Here is a 16018-nt window from a genome sequence, read left to right as displayed (position 1 = left end):
GAGCGTGTCGGCCACAACAGTTTTGTGTACTAACAGAAACGACCGGTATGGAGCGACGCGCGTTTCTCGCGACGGCGGCGACCGGGGGGTTCGTCGCCACCGCGGGCTGTCTCGAGCGGCTTCCGGGCGTCGGTCTCGACGCCTCCCTGGAGACGACCGATCCGGAACTTCGGCCACAGGACCCGCCCGACGTGACCGTCGACGACGGCGTCGTCACCGTCCGCGGCACGCTCGAGTACGGGTCGAGCAGCTGCGGCGGGGTCGAACTCGCGCATGCTGACTATGAGGACTCCCAGGCTCGACTCGACGTCCTCGTCGTCGCGGCCGACGACTCAGGGTGGACGTCGGCGTGTACGGACGATCTCGTCGAGGAAGGATACCGCCTCGAGGCGACGGTCGGCGACGAGCTCCGGCGGGTCGCGGCGACCGAACACCACGCGTTCGGTGAGACGTACTCGACGACCGTCGACGGACTGGATTAGACCTCCGCGTACCCCTCGACGTACTTGTCGTTGATCTCCCACTCGTCGTCGTCGTTTTTGACCATGTACTCCCCGTAGTAGGGGACGCGGTTCGCGACGACCTCGCGGTAGGCCTCGCGGATCTCGGGTTTGGTCATCTCGCCCATCGGGCGAAGGTCGTCGCTGCGGTTGAGACAGCCCTTCAGGTACCCCTCGTGGGTGACCCGAACGCGGTGGCAGTTCGCACAGAAGGTCGGGTTCTCGACGGGGTCGACGATCTCGACCATTCCGCCGTCTACCCAGTAGCGCTTGCGATCGTGCATCTCCCGGTGTTCGATCTCGTCGGCCTGCTCGGCGAGCCAGTCGTGGACCCGCTGGATGTCGATGTTCCACTCCGGCCGGCCAGTCAGCTCGGGCATGTACTCGATCAGCTGGAGCTGGAGCCCGTCGTTCTCGGCCACGTGGTCGACCATCTCCGGGACGTATCCCGCAGTGTGTTCGAAAACGACCATGTTGAGTTTGACGGGATCGAGGCCGGCGTCGACGGCCGCCCGCACGCCTTCGAGCACCTTCTCGTAGGCGCCGCTTTTCGTAACCGCGGCGAAGTCCTCGGGGTCGAGCGCGTCCTGGGAAACGTTGACCCGCTCGAGCCCGGCGTCGACTAAGTCCTCGGCCCGACCGGGAAGGAAGGTGCCGTTGGTCGTCAGCGAGACCTCCATCGAGTCGGGCGTACGCTCGATGATCTCCTCTAAGTCCTGGCGGAGCATCGGCTCTCCGCCCGTGAACTTCACCGAGTCGACACCGAACTCCTCGACGACCTCGAGGAAGCGCACGACGTCGTCGGCGCTCATCTCGTCGTCCTGGGGGTCCATCGGTCCCCGCGTGTCGCCGAGCCCCTCGTTGTGACAGTAGATGCAGTCGAAGTTACACCGGTCGGTGAGCGAGATCCGAACCCCCGTGACCTCGCGTCCGAACTCGTCGGTTAACATACCACCCAGTTTCAGGTGAAACCGCTTAAGTTCGCCGGACGAAATCAGCCTTCGTAACCTATTTCGGTTTCGTCAGCGGCGGTGCAGTTCCACCTCACGTGGTGTATGACTCTTGCAGCCGGCCGTCGTGTGACTCGGCATGAGCACGATCGCCGAGTTCACGATCCCCGCCGAGGCGTTCGCGCTCGGGCACACGCTCGAGCGCGTCACCGACCTCGAGGTCGAGGTCGAACGGGTCGTCGCGGCGGGTCCCGAGGCGGTGATACCCTGCGTCCGACTCTTCGGGAGCGAGGAGATGCTCGAGCGCGCCGACGACGCGCTCGCCGGGGATCCGACGGTCGAGGCCGCGACGCCGATCCTCGAACTCGAGGACGAACGCTGTTACCGGATCCGATGGACCGAGACGGTCGTCGACGCCGTCCATCTGCTCACCAGGGAGCACGCGACGGTGCTCGAGGCGGGCCTCGAGGGCGATCGCTGGCGGTTTCGCGTCCTCTTTCCGGATCGGGAAGCGCTGGCCCGGAGCTACGAGTTCGCGACCGATCAGGGGGTTCCGATCGACCTGCGGAAGATCAATCGCCTCGAGGAGACCCGCCACGGTCGGTTCGACCTGACCGACCCCCAGTACGAGACGCTCGTCGCGGCCCTCGAGCACGGCTACTACGACATCCCCCGGGAGATCGACATGGAGGCGCTATCGGACGAGCTCGAGATCTCACACCAGGCGCTCTCCGAGCGGCTGCGCCGGGCGCACCTGGCGCTCGTGAGGGAGGCGGTCGGCACCGACGAGACGCGGTGAGCGCGCCGGCAGAACACCTACTTCCGTCGGCGAGCAACGGACCCGCATGGACCGAGAGATGCTCGCGGATCAGCAGCGACTCGTCGAACTCGTCGAGGAGGAGGGGTGGGACGTCACCGACCTCGAGATCTCGGCCTACGACAGCCCGTGGTCCGACGAGGACGATCCCGAGGCGACCGTGACGATCACGGCCCGAAAGCCCTACGAGAGCGAGGACGACGGAAGCGACTCGGATCGCGACGGCGACGACGAGAACCCGTTCCGCGTGAACTAACCTTTGATGTTACAGACGGGGAAGGTTCGCGCGACCTTGTCGCCGATGCCCAGCTCGTCGGAGACGCGGACGACCTCGTCGACGTCCTTGTAGACGCCCGGCGCCTCCTCGGCGACCGTCGCGCCCGACTGGGCCTTCACGTAGATCTGTTGCTGGTCCTGTAGCTCCTGCTGGACGTCCCCGCCCCAGTACTCGTTTTTGGCCTGGGTACGGCTCATCAGCCGACCCGCGCCGTGGGCCGTCGACCCGAACGTGAGATCCATCGAGTGCTCGCCCCCGCGCAGGACGAAGCTGCCCGCGCCCATGCTGCCGGGGATGATAACCGGCTGACCGACGTCGCGGTAGGCTTTCGGCACCTCGGGGTGGCCCGCCGGGAAGGCTCGAGTCGCACCTTTGCGGTGGACGTAGAGTTCGCGCTCCTCCCCGTCCACAGTATGGGTTTCCTTCTTCGCGATGTTGTGTGCCACGTCGTACAGCAGCTCCATCTCCATCTCCTCCCACGAGCGGTCGAACACGCGCTCGAAGACCTGCCGGGTGCGGTGCATGATCAGCTGGCGGTTGACCCATGCGAAGTTGATCGCCGCGTTCATCGCCCCGTAGTAGTCCTCGGCGAGCTGGGAGCCCGCGGGCGCGGCCGCGAGTTCCTTGTCCGGCAGCCGATCGAGCAGCCCCTTGTGCTGTTGCTCGATCTTCCGCAGGTAGTCGTTACAGGTCTGGTGACCCAGCCCCCGCGAGCCACAGTGGATGAGGACGACGATCCGATCCTCCTCGAGCCCGAACGCCTCGCCCACGCCGTCGTCGAAGACGTCGGTCACGCGCTGGACCTCGAGGAAGTGATTTCCCGAGCCCAGCGAGCCGATCTGGTTCTTGCCGCGGTCCTTGGCCTTCTGGCTCACCTTGTCGGGATCGGCGCCCTCGCGCATCCCCTCGTCCTCACAGTGCAGGAGGTCGTCCTCGACGGCGTGGCCGTGCTCGAGAGCCCAGTCGACGCCTCGAGCGAGGATCTCGTCGACGGTGTCGATGTCAGCCTCGACGATCCCGCCGCCGCCGAGTCCGGAGGGAACGTTGGCAAAGAGGGAGTCGACGAGCTCCTCCTCGCGGCCCTGGAGTTCGTCGTAGGTGAGGTTCGTCCGCATCATTCTTACGCCGCAATTGATGTCGTAACCAACCGCTCCAGGGGAGATACAGCCGTTCTCGGCGTCGAGCGCGCCGACTCCCCCGACGGGGAAGCCGTACCCCTGGTGGCCGTCGGGCATACAGATCGCGTTGGTTGTAATCCCCGGCAGGTGGGTCGTATTCTTGAGCTGCTGGAGGGTCTTGTCCTCACTGATCTCCTCGAGTAAGGCCTCGCTGGCGAGCACCCGCGCGGGGACGTTCATCTCCCCTTCCTGTGGGATCTCCCAGACGTAGTCGCCTACCTTCTCGAGGGTGATGCCGTCGGCGTCGAACGTAGTCATACGCGACACTCCGACGGCGACGATGAAAGAACGTTCGCCTCGACGCCGTCAGTCGACCTCGGTGAGCCGGCCGTCGACGCCGAGGGGACCGCTCCCGGTGATCAGCAACACCGAGGCCATTCCGAACAGCGCGACGTGGGCCAGCACGGGGTCGTCGGGCAGCGCGAACAGCGTCAGCGTGAACATCGCGATCGCCGACAGGGCCGTCGCGCGGGTGAAGAGGCCGAGGATCAGGGCGATGCCGAGGGCGATCTCGGCCAGCCCCGCGCCCATCACCCACAGCTCCGGGCTGACCGGGACGACGCTCGTCAGGTCGTACTGGTCGACGACCGCCAGCGCGATTCCCGGCCGGAGGATCTTCTGGGTCAGCCCGAGATAGATGAACGCCGCGCCGAGACCGATCCGGACTACCGTCGGCAGGTACTGCTTGTACCGCTCGTTCCACTCCTGGAACCGGCGGGCGTGGTCGTAGACGACGTCGATCCGGCCGTAGAGGGTTCCGTGCATTCCGGCCATCCGCTGGAGGACGTGGTCCGCGCTCGGCTTCCCGCTCCCGACGAGCGCGACCGCGAGCAGTCCGCCGACGAACTCGAGCTGTAACAGCAACAGCGGGCGAAACGCCAGTCCGACGAGGTACGCCGCGAGCGCCGCCAGCGCGACGACTCGAGTGCCGAGCCCGAACAGCAACAGGAAGCCCAGGCCGACCTGCAGGAGCCGGAGCTCGACCTCGACTGCGGGGCTAACGAAGTACCCCTCGAACCCGGCGCCGATCAGGGGGATCCCGAACGAGATCCGCAACAGCCACGGGACGTACCCGGTGTACTCGCCCATCGCGTCCCTGAACGCGGCCACGTCCCGCGGCGCGGGCCGAACGTACAGATAGCCGCCCAGAACGGCCAGGGCGGCCAGGCCGCCGGCGACGAGCGGACCGACGACGAGGGGATCGGTCAGCGCGTCGGTCAGAAACTCCGCGACGGGAACGTCGTACTCCTCGTCGGCGACGTACTCCTCGTGGGCGCGGGCCGACCCGGTTGCGAGCGCGACGAGCGCGAGCAGCGAGCCGATGGTCGCGGCGGGGGCCGCGACGGGTCGCGAGCGACGATAGCCGTCCATCGCGTAGTGTATCGCGGAGGCGACGGAAAAACACCCCACCTGGCGGTTCCCGAACTCCCTCGGGCGAACTCCTGTACATCGATTCCGGAGCGACCGCAGGACAGCTCGCGGGCGCTCCGGGACATCGGTACCGCAGCCCGTCTCAGACGTCGAAGACCACGTACGCCTCCCAGCCGTCGTCGACCGCCTCGAGTCGCATCTCGGAGTAGGTGACGGCCTTGATCTCGCGGGCGGTGATCGCCTCGAGGGGGATCCCGCGAGCGCTGCCCTCGAGGCGCCACCCCTCCTCGCCGAACTGGTCGACCCGTTCGACGCGGTGGTCGACGGGCAGGGCCGCCCGGACGTCCCGCAGGTAGATCAGTTCGTCCAGAAAGTCGAACAGCAGCGCCTCGCGGCTCTCAGCCGTCACCGACACCGAGAAGCGCTCGCCGGTCCCGTCCGGGATCGACTCGCAGGAGGCGGCCGCAAGTCCGTCGGCGATAGCCGCGAAGACCGCCTCGAGGCTCCCCCCGGTCGCTTCGACCCCGATGTCGGCGGTGTGGTCGCGAAGCTGGAATCCCATACTCTCCCGTTCTCGAGCCCGCGAGGTATGTCCGTCGCTTCGACCCGCCGCCGTCGCGTCTCGGGCAGTACCGACGGCGGATGGTCGGGCGGTTCCCGGCGAACGACCGCGCTGCCGGTGGAATTATATTGGCGAGCCTGCTACACTGTGGTAGTGAGCGTCAACATCGACAGTCGCGTCGTCGCCCCGGGGAGCGACGAGTACGTCGACGAGGCCTGGCGGCTCAAGGAGCGCATCAACAGCCAGGAGGGCGTGCTGAAGCAGCGCCACGACTTCTTTACCGACGCGTACCGTCGCTCGACGGTCCACTGCTACCTGCAGGAGGACGATCTCGTGGGTTTTGCGGCCGTTCGCCGCGACGGCTACATTCTCTTTCTGGCGGTCTCGACGGAGTTTCGCGGCCAGGGGATCGGCAAGCGACTCGTCGCGCGAGTCGCCGACGACAACGAGTCGATCACCTGCCATGCCCGGACCAGCAACGAGAACGCCCTCGAGTTCTACGAACACCTCGGCTTCGAGATCAAACGCCGGATCAACGGCTACTACGAGGACGGCGGCGACGCCTACTACCTCAAACTCGGTTCGGACTCCGGACTGGCCGACCGGATCTCGGAGTTCGTCCGCCGGTAGACCGCCGTCGTTCCGCACTCGCCGCCCCGCGAGCGGCCGCTCGGGAGGGGTCCCCACGGGCCGGGGCTTTCGGCAGGATTATACCGTCACGACGACGAGCACACGAGGCGCATGGAGGAGCGAACGAGGGCCTACCTTCGGGGTCGATTCCGCGATCACTACCGCCGCACGGAGCTGACGCTCCCGCCCGCGGCCAACGAGCGCGAGTGGGGGTACATCCCCTGGACCGAAGGACCCGACACGACGATGGTCCGGCACCGTTCGCTGCTCGAACTCGGCGACCTGGAGGAGTTCCTCGTCCGCAAGCGGCCCCGCCACGTCTACTTCTCGGCGGGGCGGTTTCGCGACCCCGGCGCGAGCTCGATGCACGAGAAGGACTGGCAGTCCGCGGATCTCGTCTTCGACCTCGACGCCGACCACCTGCCGAACGTGACCCTCGGCGAGGACTCCTACGCCGAGATGCTCGCGACGTGCAAGGACGCCCTCCTTCGCCTGCTGGATTTCCTCGAGGACGACTTCGCGTTCGAGGAGCTGGAGATCGTCTTCTCGGGCGGGCGGGGGTACCACGTGCACGTCCGCGACGAGTCGATCCGGCACTTCGACCGGGAGCACCGTCGGGAGGTCGTCGACTACGTCCGCGGGATCGGCCTCGAGTTCGAGGAGCTGATCGAGACCGAGACCGTCGCCGGACTCGGCCGCAAGACCCCGACCGAACGCCGCACCCTGCGAACCGAGGGTGGCTGGGGCGCCCGCACCCACGACCGGTTTATGGCCTTCGTCGACGAGCTGCTCGCCCTCGAGGAGGACGCTGCCCTCGAGCGCCTCCGGGAGTTCGACGGGATCGGCGAGGGGAAGGCGACGGCGACGTTAAACGCCGCCCGGAACAACCGTGAGGGGCTCGAGGCTGGCAACGTCACCGTCCACACCGCCGTCTCCCAGCTTGCCGAACGGTTCGCTCACCGAGCCGTCGAGGCCGACAACGCCCCGATCGACGAACCGGTGACGACCGATACGAACCGGCTCATCCGCCTCCCGGGCAGTCTCCACGGCGGCAGCGGGCTCGAGACGGTCAGACTCGGGCGCGACGAGATCGACGCCTTCGACCCGCTGGTCGACGCCGTCCCGGAGACGTTTACGGGCCACGAGATCCGGGTCGACGTCACCGACGGCGGCGAGGTCGAACTGGGAGGAGATAGCTTTACGGTTCCGGAGGGTGACCAGTCACTTCCGGAGTACGTTGCCGTGTTCCTCATGGCCCGCGGCCGAGCCGAGAAGGAGAAAGAATGAATCTCGACGAGCTACGATCCGTCCAGAGCAAGGAGCGCCAGAAGGACAGCCTCCAGAACCTGCGCCCCTCGTTCTACCAGGAGGTCGGCGAGTACATCGCCGAACTCGAGGCCGAACGCGATCGGGCGGCCGAACGGGCCGACGACCCCTTCTCCTCGCCCGAGGTGAGCCGACTCACCGACGAGATCGAGACCGCCAAGGACGTCGTCGAGGCGATCTACGAGCGACGAATGGGCAAGCTCGTCAAGCAGGCCAGCCTCGCCGCGGCGGGAATGGCGGCCAACGACGAGGGACTCACCGCCGAGGAGGCCGATCTCTTCGACGACCTCGTCGATCGTATCGACGCGAACAAGACCCGCGTCCTCGACGTCCTCGAGGGTCTCGAGGCCGATCCCGACCCCGAACGGGAGTCGGGTCCGGCGTCCGAACCCGAGTCGGATCCGGTTTCCAACCCACCAACCGACTCGACGAGGGAGTCCTCGAGATCGGCCGCCGAACCCGACGCGTCGACCGACGACGCGCCACCTGCGCCGCCGATGGAGCCCGATCCGACCGACGACGACGCGGCCGTCGACCCGACGACCCTCGAGCCCGACGACGCCTCCCCAGCGGCGGACGCGGGCGAAAGCGAGAGCGAGGTCACGGCCGCCGACGTTATGGGCGGTGCCGGCCCGGCGACCGCCGACGCGAGCGAGGAGGCGCCGCGACCCGACGGAGAGCCGCCGTCACCGGTCGACGCTGCCGATGACGGAGCGGCTACGCCGGATGGAAGCGACTCGGCTCCCGGCGAGTCCATTGACCCCGACCTCGAGGGTGGACAGGACGACCCGGAGCCCGCCGCCGAGGACGCCGTCGATCGCGTTACCGTTCGGATGACCCGCGACGTCGGGTCGATCCTCGGCGTCGACGACCGCGAGTACACGCTCTCCTCCGACGACGTCGTCATGCTCCCCGAACAGAACGCCTCGCCCCTGCTCGAGCGCGACGCGGCCGAACGGCTCGACTGAGGGCCGGGCCCGTCGGACGCAACCGGAAGGCATACGACGTCTCCGTCGAAGGGACGGTATGCTCGAAACCGGCGACGACGCACCCGAGTTCGTACTACAAAACCAACACGGCGAGACGGTTCGCCGTTCGGAGTTCGACGGCCGACTCGTCGTCTACTTCTATCCGCGAGCGGGCACCGACGGCTGTACGACCGAGGCTCGAGAGTTCGAGGCGGCTCGAGAGGAGTTCGAAGACCGCGGCGTCGATATCGTCGGGATCAGCGACGACTCGGTCGCGGACCTCGAGTCGTTCGCCGCCGACCACGACCTCGAGTTCGACCTGCTCTCCGATCCCGAGGGAGAGGTCGCGACGCTGTACGAGGCCTACGGCGAGAAGCAGATGTTCGGCAACACCTTCGACGGCGTCTTCCGAACCACGTACGTCGTCGGCTCCGACGGCACGATCGAGGCGGCCTACGGGGACGTCTCGCCCGATGGACACGCCGAGGCCGTGCTCGAGAACCTCGACGAACGACGGACCGGAAAGGCCGTTCCGGAGCGGTAGGCTTTCGGCGGCCCGCTCTGAGGTGGCGGCGACCGCGAGGCGAATCGGTTCGGCCGGCGGTTCCGATCCCGGTACCGTCTCGATATTTCGGGACAAAGAGTTTTGCACCGATAGCCGGACCCACCAGTATGGAGTTACAACGGCTCGTCGATGTGCTCGAGGGCGAGGAGCTGACCGGTCGACAGGCCGCGATCATCGTCGCCGTCTGGATGGCGCTCACGGCCGCCTTCGGGATCGTTATCTTCGTTGCCGTCTTCGTCTTCTGAAATAGCCGTTCTCTCGACCTTTCGAGACTAAACCGGTGAGAACGAGGGCGCTGCCGTTACTGGAAGGTGCGGCCGAGCTGTTCTTCGCCCTCGGGTTCGGTGGCCTGGAACTGCTGTTCGATCTCCTCGTAGCGCTCGCGGGTCTCGGGGGTCACGCTCGGCTGGACCTCCTCGAGCGCCTGCTCGAAGTGTTCCTTGCTGATGCGGACGTTCTCGATCGTGTCCGGCATGTCGCCGGGGTCGACCGAGTTGATGAACTCGCGGCTGGCGGCCATCGAGGCCTCGCGGGTGACGGCCTCGATGTCGGCGCCGACGTAGCCCTCCGTTTCGGCGGCGAGCCACTCGAGGTCGATCGCGTCGGCCAGGGGTTTGTCGCGGGTGTGGACCTCGAAGATCCGCTTGCGGCCCTCCTCGTCGGGGACCGGCACGTGGACGTGGCGGTCGAGTCGGCCGGGTCGCAGCAGCGCCGAGTCGATCAGGTCCGGGCGGTTGGTCGTCGCGATCACGACGACGTCCTCGAGCTCCTCGAGGCCGTCGAGCTCGGTGAGCAGCTGGGAGACGACGCGCTCGCCGACGCCCGAATCGCCCTGGCGCTGGCCGCGTTCGCCCGCGATCGAGTCGATCTCGTCGAAGAAGATCACGGTCGGGGCGTTCGAGCGGGCCTTCTCGAAGACCTCGCGGACGCCCTTCTCGGACTCGCCGACGTACTTGTTCAGGAGTTCGGGCCCCTTGATCGAGATGAAGTTCGACTGGGACTCGTTCGCGACGGCTTTGGCCAGCAGCGTCTTCCCGGTGCCGGGCGGGCCGTACATGAGGACGCCCTTGGCGGCCTCCATGTCCATCTGCTCGAACACTTCGGGGTAGTCAAGCGGCCACTGGATCGTCTCGCGCAGCCGTTCTTTGGTGTCGCCGAGCCCGCCGACCTCGTCCCACGTGATGTCGGGAACCTCGACGAACACCTCCCGGAGCGCCGAGGGTTGGATCCCCTTCATCGCCTCCTTGATGTCGTCTTCGGTCACCTCGAGGGACTCGAGGACCTCGGCGTCGATCTCGTCGGACTCCAGATCGAGATCGGGGCGGATCCGTCGCAGGGCGTTCATCGCGCCCTCGCGGGCGAGGCTCTCGAGGTCGGCCCCGACGAATCCGTGGGTGTTCTCGGCGTAGTGGTCGAGGTCGATGCCCTCGACCAGCGGCATCCCGCGGGTGTGGACCTGCAGGATCTCCTTGCGGCCGCCCTTGTCGGGGACGCCGATCTCGATCTCGCGGTCGAACCGGCCGCCGCGACGGAGTGCGGGATCGATCGCGTCGACGCGGTTCGTCGCCGCGATGACCGTGACTCGGCCGCGCTCCTCGAGGCCGTCCATTAGGCTCAGCAGCTGGGCGACGACGCGTCGTTCGACGTCGCCGCCGGCCTCCTCCCGTTTGGCGGCGATGGAGTCGAGCTCGTCGATGAAGATGATCGCGGGGGCGTTCTCCTCTGCCTCCTCGAACACCTCCCGGAGCTGCTCCTCCGATTCGCCGTAGTACTTCGACATGATTTCCGGGCCGGAGATCGTCTCGAAGTGAGCGTCGATCTCGTTGGCGACGGCTTTCGCCATCAGGGTCTTCCCGGTGCCGGGCGGACCGTGCAGCAGGACCCCCTTCGGCGGTTCGATGCCGAGTTGCTGGAACAGCTCGGGGTGGCGCATCGGCAGCTCGATCATCTCCCGGACCTGATCGAGCTCGTCGTCGAGTCCACCGATGTCCTCGTAGGTGATGTTCGGCACTCCCTCGGGGGACTCGCCGGCCTCGGAGCTGACCTGCTCGGCCGGCGTCTCCGAGATCTCGATGTTCGTCGAGTCGGTGATGACGACCGTTCCGGAGGGGTCGGCGCTGGCGATTTTCAGCGGCACCGACTGGCCGGAGCTGGCCATCGGACCGAACGACAGCGAGAACGGCACCGTCTGCCCCTCGGTGACCGCCTGGCCGGACAGCTTGTCGCGCACGAGCGGGCCGATGTCGCCGCGAATGCGGAGGTTCTGCGGGAGCGCGACCGTGACCGAGTTCGCAGGTTTGACGTCGGCGGGCTCGACGCTCACGTTGTCGTCGATCCCGACGTCGGCCTCCTGACGCAGGCGGCCGTCGATGCGAACGATGCCGCGGCCCTCGTCCTCGGGGTAGCCGGGCCAGACGCGCGCGACGGCCTGGCTGTCATCGTTGCCCTCGATGACGATGTAATCGCCGTTTTCGAGGTCGAGCTCGCGCATCGAGACGCGGTCGATCGCGGCGAGTCCGCGGCCCGCGTCCTTCTGTTTTAGGGGTTTGACGGTGAGTTTCATTGGTTGCCCTCCAGTTCGACAGTGAGCACGCCGTTTCTGATAAACGTGTGCGCGTCAGCTGCGCCGTCGGGCAGCTCGAACTCGTACTGGTCGTCGCCGTCGACGACGATGACCGTTCCGTCGACGGTGTCGGCGGTGGCGTCGGTACTCGCCGTGCCGAAATCGACGGCCAGCACCGATCCGTCCTCGTACTCGTAGCGACGAGCAATCTGCTCGTCTCCACGGGTGAATTGATCGAGTGTCATGGTGATACTAACTACGGGTAAGCGCTACTAGTATATAAACATTTCTCCGAGAAACCACGGTACGGAATCGGGGCACCATAGAAGAGGCTTGTTCGCAGTTCGACGTACGGACTCCGGTCCCAGGTTCCTATCGGATCCGTCCGTTCCTGCCGGTTGTCTCGGGATCCGGCTCGAGCCTTTATACCGGTCCCCCGCGTCCGGAGGTGTATGGAAACGGTTCGACACCACGGCCGGGAGACGGCCTACGAGGTCGCCGATCGAGGGGGGACGGAGCCGACGATCTGTTTCGTCCACGGCAGCGGGGGCTCACGAGCAGCCTGGAAGGCACAGCACCGCCTCGCCGATCGGTACCCGGTCGTCGCCGTCGACCTCAGCGGGCACGGCGACTCCGAGGACGTCGACGCCAGCGCGGGGTACACGGCGCTGTCGGCGTACGCCGACGACGTCGCGGCCGTCCTCGAGGCGACGGACGCGAGTGTACTGGCAGGTAGCTCCCTTGGCGGAGCCGTCACTATGCAGCTTCTGCTCGAGCGCGACCCCGATATCGACGGGATCGTTCTGGCCGGAACGGGCGCCAAACTTGGCGTGCTCCAGGATCTGCTCGAGTGGCTCGAGAACGACTTCGATCGGGCCCTCGAGTTCCTCCACGGCTCGGATCGGCTCTTTCACGATCCCGACCCCGAACTGCGCGACGAGTCGATCGAACGGATGCGCGAGTGCGGGCAGGGAACCGTGCGGCGGGACTTCCGAACCTGCCACCGCTTCGACGTCCGCGACGACGTTCACCGGATCGACGTTCCCGCGCTCGCGGTCTACGGCGAGCACGACCAGCTGACGCCCCCGCAGTACCACGAGTACCTCGCGGACGAGATCGGCGAGGGCGACCTCGTCGAAATCGAGGGCGCAGCTCACCTGGCGATGCTCGAGCAACCTGTGGCGTTCAACGAGGCCGTCGCGGCGTTCGTCGGCGGCCTCGAGGAGTGATTCGTCTCGAGGGTCATACTGTCTGCTGTAAGTCACTTCCGCTGGGACCGCGATCCGTCCTGCGGTCCCACCGGTAAATCGTTACAGCAACCCGTATCAGTACAGGTCGTCGAGGTCCCGTTCCTCGTGGCTGTGCTCCTCGGCCGGGAACTCGCCGGACTCGACGGCCTCGACGTAGCCCTCGACGGCCGAGCTCATCTCCTCGCGGACGTTGCCGAACTGCTTGGCAAAGGAGGGCGACCAGTCGCTGAGGCCGACCGCGTCGTCGACGACGAGCACCTGCCCGTCGCAGTCGGGGCCGGCGCCGATCCCGATCGTCGGGATCTCGAGCGTCTCGGTGATCTCGGCCGCGAGGTTCGCGGGGACGTGCTCTAAGACGAGCGAGAACGCGCCGGCCTCCTCATGGGCGACGGCCAGCTCGAGCATGCGCTCTGCGGCCTCCTGATCGGTTCCCTGGCGCGGGTAGCCGCCGTACTGGTTGACGTGCTGGGGCGTCAGGCCGAGGTGGGCCATCACGGGGATTCCGAGCTGGACCATCGTTTCGGTGAGATCGACGGTGTGGGGTCCGGACTCGAGTTTGACAGCCGCGGCGCCCTCCTCTTTGAGCATCCGACCGGCGTTCTCGAGGCTGTCCGTCTCGTCGACGCCGAAGGAGAGAAACGGCATGTCGGCGACGACCAGTGCCTCGTCGGTCGCCCGCGAAACCGCGCCGACGCGAGCCGCGACGTCGTCGACGGTTACCGGGAGCGTCGTCTCGTACCCGAGCGAGGTGTTGCCGACGCTGTCGCCGACCAGGATCACGTCGACGTCTGCCTCGTCGACGATTTCGGCCGTCGGCGCGTCGTAGGCCGTTAGCATCGTGATCGGTTCGGTTCCGGCCATCGACTGCAGCTCCCGTACGGTAGGCATACGTGTGGGTTCGGCTCCCGCGAGTAAACGTCATCGTTCCGCACCGACGACCTGCCACCCGCGAGCCTTAAGAGGACCCGGTGAACACGTTCGAACGTGCCAGAACGCGTCGAAACGACCTCGCCGGACGGCGTCGACTTCGGGTGGGTGATGCAGACGACGTTCGTCGTCACGATCCTCGTCGGCGCGCCGGTCGTCGCCCTGCTATCGATCGGCACCGAGCTCCCGACCTGGGGCGCTCGAGCCGAGTTCGCGATCCGAGTGGGCGCCGTCGTCTGGCTACTCGTGGCGCTGTCGGTGTTCGCGTACGCGAAGCGCACGCAGGGGTAGCTATAGTAGCAACTGGAAGTCAATGCGCACCCGATCGCCGAACCGCATCGAGATCGGTGTGTAAATCGTTTCAGTTGCTACTATACTCGCCGCCCTCGACGTACTCGAAGTCGACGCCGGCTCGGTCGGCCGTTCGCTCGTCGCGCTCGGTGTCGCCGACAAACAGCGTGGACGCCGGCTCCGCGCCGAGCCCGCGGACGGTCTCGAGCAGTGGCTCGGGGTCAGGCTTTCGCGTCTCGACGGTGTCCCGGCCGACGACGGCGTCGACGGCGGGTTCGAGGTCGTGTTCCTCGAGCGCGATCCGACAGGCGGCCTCACAGTTGAGCGAGCAGACCCCCACGGGAACCCGCCGCTCGAGGGCCTCGTCGGCGCGGGCCAGACGGCGGGACAGCCGCGCGCCCTCGCGTTCGTGGTCGGCGATCGTCTCCTCGACGGCCGGTGCGATCTCGAACTTGCTCGCGGCCTCGAGCAGCTCCCAGAGGTTCTCGCTGGGCGGCTCGGTCGCAGCCCGGGCGTACACCGCGATAACGTCGATCGCGACCGCGTTCCAGTCGACGGCGAGGTCGACGAGGGTTCCGTCCAGGTCGTAGACGACGGCATCGTATTCGGTCACGACGGATGATACGGACGGGAACAGAATAGCGACTTCGGTTCCGCTACTCGAGCAGGTGGCGCGCGATCACCTTCTTCTGGATCTCGGTGGTCCCCTCGTAGATCTCGGTGATCTTGGCGTCCCGGTAGAGCCGTTCGACCTCGCCCTCGGTGACGTAGCCGTAGCCGCCGTGGATCTGGACGGCCTCGTTGGTGACGTGCATGGCCGTCTCGCTGGCGAAGTACTTCGCCATGCTCGCGGTCAGTCCGGCGCTGCCCGACGCGCGCTCGCGTGCCGCCTCCCGGGTCAGCAGCCGGCTGGCCTTGATTCGGGTCGCCATTTCGGCGAGCTTGTGGCGAATTGACTGGAACTCGCCGATCGGCTGATCGAACTGCTCGCGCTCCCCGGCGTACTCGAGCGCTTCGTCCATCGCACACTGTGCGAGACCGACCGACTGCGCCGCGATGGCGATCCGACCCCCTGTGAGGATGTGAAAGGCGGCCGAGAGGCCCCGTCCCTCCTCGGTCAGCCGGTTCTCGGCGGGGATTCGAACGTCGTCGAAGGTGAGACTGGTCGTGTCGCTCGCGCGGAGCCCGAGCTTGTCCTCCTTCTCCCCGACCGAGAGCCCGTCGACATCGCCGGGGACGAGGAACTGGGTCACCGTCGACGGATCGTCGCGGTCGGTCTTCGCGAACAGCACGTAGACGCCCGCCCGCTTCCCGTTCGTGATCCACTGCTTCTCGCCATTGATGACGTACTCGTCGCCCTCCCTGCGGGCCTCGGTCGACATCTCGGCGGGGTTCGAACCGGCATGGGGCTCCGAGAGCGCGAACGCGCCGACGGGCCGACCGTCGGCCATGTCGGGGAGCCAGCGCTCTTTGAGGTCCTCGGTGCCGAACTCGGCGAGACAGGAGGTCGCCAGCGAGTGGACCGACAGCGCCGTCGCGACCGCGAGCGCGCCGTAGGCGACCTCCTCGTTGACGACGGCGGCCGTCACGGGATCGGCGTCGTAGCCGCCGTACGCCTCGGGAACGGTAAGACTCGTCAGGTCGAGCTCGGCGAGCCCGTCCCAGACGTCCTCGGGAAACTCCTGGCTCCGGTCGGCCTCGAGCGCCGTCGGTCTGATCTCCTCGCGGGCGAACTCGCGGACCACGTCGCGAACCGCCGCCTGCTCGTCGGTGAGTTCCATACGCCCCCATTCGAGCGCGGTGGCAAAAATGGCCACCACTCGAGCGACCGATCCTTACCGGT

General features: G+C 67.0%; 19 protein-coding genes. 10 read left to right on the top strand and 9 right to left on the bottom strand.

What is annotated here, in order from left to right:
- The first annotated feature begins 47 nt into the window (after window positions 1-47).
- Entirely contained in the window at window positions 48-482 is a 435-nt protein-coding gene (locus tag ACFEMD_RS07585; protein ID WP_394740431.1) for a hypothetical protein, read from the top strand.
- Here the strand turns inward: ACFEMD_RS07585 and moaA are convergent.
- Window positions 479-1450, bottom strand: coding sequence for a GTP 3',8-cyclase MoaA (gene moaA, locus ACFEMD_RS07580; RefSeq protein WP_394740430.1), 972 nt, complete (start codon window positions 1448-1450; stop codon window positions 479-481). The two genes, ACFEMD_RS07585 and moaA, sit on opposite strands and share 4 nt — an antisense overlap.
- Before the next feature lie 139 nt (window positions 1451-1589).
- Between moaA and ACFEMD_RS07575 the strand changes: the two genes are divergently transcribed.
- Together ACFEMD_RS07575 and ACFEMD_RS07570 are read left to right on the top strand one after the other, a co-directional pair.
- Entirely contained in the window at window positions 1590-2249 is a 660-nt protein-coding gene (locus tag ACFEMD_RS07575; protein WP_394740428.1) for a helix-turn-helix domain-containing protein, read from the top strand.
- A gap of 46 nt (window positions 2250-2295) precedes the next feature.
- On the top strand, window positions 2296-2523 hold the full coding sequence (locus ACFEMD_RS07570; protein ID WP_005557977.1) for a hypothetical protein: 228 nt from the start codon (window positions 2296-2298) through the stop codon (window positions 2521-2523).
- On the opposite strand, the gene ACFEMD_RS07565 is transcribed toward ACFEMD_RS07570, so the two are convergent.
- The 3 genes from ACFEMD_RS07565 to ACFEMD_RS07555 all read right to left on the bottom strand — a co-directional run bounded on the left by ACFEMD_RS07565 (window position 2520) and on the right by ACFEMD_RS07555 (window position 5655).
- A complete protein-coding gene (locus ACFEMD_RS07565; protein ID WP_394740427.1) occupies window positions 2520-3980 on the bottom strand; it encodes an RtcB family protein in 1461 nt (486 codons plus the stop codon). The genes ACFEMD_RS07570 and ACFEMD_RS07565 overlap by 4 nt on opposite strands.
- A gap of 48 nt (window positions 3981-4028) precedes the next feature.
- Window positions 4029-5093: a DoxX family protein gene (locus ACFEMD_RS07560; RefSeq protein WP_394740426.1), complete on the bottom strand. Its 1065-nt coding sequence runs from the start codon at window positions 5091-5093 to the stop codon at window positions 4029-4031.
- Between the two features lie 142 nt (window positions 5094-5235).
- Window positions 5236-5655 (bottom strand): archease, encoded by a 420-nt coding sequence (locus ACFEMD_RS07555; protein ID WP_394740425.1) that lies wholly within the window; start codon window positions 5653-5655, stop codon window positions 5236-5238.
- Window positions 5656-5808: 153 nt separating this feature from the next.
- On the opposite strand from ACFEMD_RS07555, the gene ACFEMD_RS07550 reads away from it, so the two are divergent.
- The 5 genes from ACFEMD_RS07550 (at window position 5809) to ACFEMD_RS07530 (ending at window position 9389) form a co-directional block, all read left to right on the top strand.
- Window positions 5809-6285: a GNAT family N-acetyltransferase gene (locus tag ACFEMD_RS07550; RefSeq protein ID WP_005557985.1), complete on the top strand. Its 477-nt coding sequence runs from the start codon at window positions 5809-5811 to the stop codon at window positions 6283-6285.
- A gap of 111 nt (window positions 6286-6396) precedes the next feature.
- Entirely contained in the window at window positions 6397-7572 is a 1176-nt protein-coding gene (priS, locus tag ACFEMD_RS07545; RefSeq protein ID WP_394740424.1) for a DNA primase small subunit PriS, read from the top strand.
- Complete coding sequence (locus ACFEMD_RS07540; protein WP_394740423.1) at window positions 7569-8579, top strand: DNA replication complex subunit Gins51; 1011 nt, start codon at window positions 7569-7571, stop codon at window positions 8577-8579. The genes priS and ACFEMD_RS07540 overlap by 4 nt, the downstream gene beginning before the upstream one ends.
- A 58-nt stretch (window positions 8580-8637) precedes the next feature.
- A complete protein-coding gene (locus ACFEMD_RS07535) occupies window positions 8638-9123 on the top strand; it encodes a peroxiredoxin (protein WP_394740422.1) in 486 nt (161 codons plus the stop codon).
- A 128-nt stretch (window positions 9124-9251) separates the two neighbouring features.
- Complete coding sequence (locus tag ACFEMD_RS07530) at window positions 9252-9389, top strand: hypothetical protein (protein WP_169331743.1); 138 nt, start codon at window positions 9252-9254, stop codon at window positions 9387-9389.
- A gap of 56 nt (window positions 9390-9445) precedes the next feature.
- On the opposite strand, the gene ACFEMD_RS07525 is transcribed toward ACFEMD_RS07530, so the two are convergent.
- Both ACFEMD_RS07525 and ACFEMD_RS07520 read right to left on the bottom strand, forming a co-directional pair.
- Window positions 9446-11707 (bottom strand): CDC48 family AAA ATPase, encoded by a 2262-nt coding sequence (locus tag ACFEMD_RS07525; protein WP_394740421.1) that lies wholly within the window; start codon window positions 11705-11707, stop codon window positions 9446-9448.
- Complete coding sequence (locus ACFEMD_RS07520) at window positions 11704-11952, bottom strand: DUF7127 family protein (RefSeq protein ID WP_394740420.1); 249 nt, start codon at window positions 11950-11952, stop codon at window positions 11704-11706. Before ACFEMD_RS07520 ends, ACFEMD_RS07525 begins: the two co-directional genes overlap by 4 nt.
- A gap of 207 nt (window positions 11953-12159) precedes the next feature.
- Between ACFEMD_RS07520 and ACFEMD_RS07515 the strand changes: the two genes are divergently transcribed.
- Window positions 12160-12936: an alpha/beta fold hydrolase gene (locus ACFEMD_RS07515; protein WP_394740419.1), complete on the top strand. Its 777-nt coding sequence runs from the start codon at window positions 12160-12162 to the stop codon at window positions 12934-12936.
- 96 nt (window positions 12937-13032) lie between these two features.
- On the opposite strand, the gene panB is transcribed toward ACFEMD_RS07515, so the two are convergent.
- Window positions 13033-13845: a 3-methyl-2-oxobutanoate hydroxymethyltransferase gene (panB, locus tag ACFEMD_RS07510; protein ID WP_394740418.1), complete on the bottom strand. Its 813-nt coding sequence runs from the start codon at window positions 13843-13845 to the stop codon at window positions 13033-13035.
- A 96-nt stretch (window positions 13846-13941) separates the two neighbouring features.
- Between panB and ACFEMD_RS07505 the strand changes: the two genes are divergently transcribed.
- Window positions 13942-14175 (top strand): DUF5822 domain-containing protein, encoded by a 234-nt coding sequence (locus ACFEMD_RS07505; RefSeq protein WP_394740417.1) that lies wholly within the window; start codon window positions 13942-13944, stop codon window positions 14173-14175.
- Between the two features lie 70 nt (window positions 14176-14245).
- Here ACFEMD_RS07505 and ACFEMD_RS07500 read toward each other — a convergent pair whose 3' ends face one another.
- Window positions 14246-14788, bottom strand: a complete 543-nt coding sequence (locus ACFEMD_RS07500; RefSeq protein ID WP_394740416.1) for an HAD family hydrolase — start codon at window positions 14786-14788, stop codon at window positions 14246-14248.
- Window positions 14789-14831: 43 nt separating this feature from the next.
- Window positions 14832-15956: an acyl-CoA dehydrogenase family protein gene (locus tag ACFEMD_RS07495; RefSeq protein ID WP_394740415.1), complete on the bottom strand. Its 1125-nt coding sequence runs from the start codon at window positions 15954-15956 to the stop codon at window positions 14832-14834.
- Between the last annotated feature and the right edge of the window lie 62 nt (window positions 15957-16018).

It is taken from the genome of Natronococcus roseus, assembly GCF_043677095.1.
GTDB lineage: Archaea > Halobacteriota > Halobacteria > Halobacteriales > Natrialbaceae > Natronococcus > Natronococcus roseus.
This window is presented reverse-complemented; position numbering and strand designations above follow the sequence as displayed.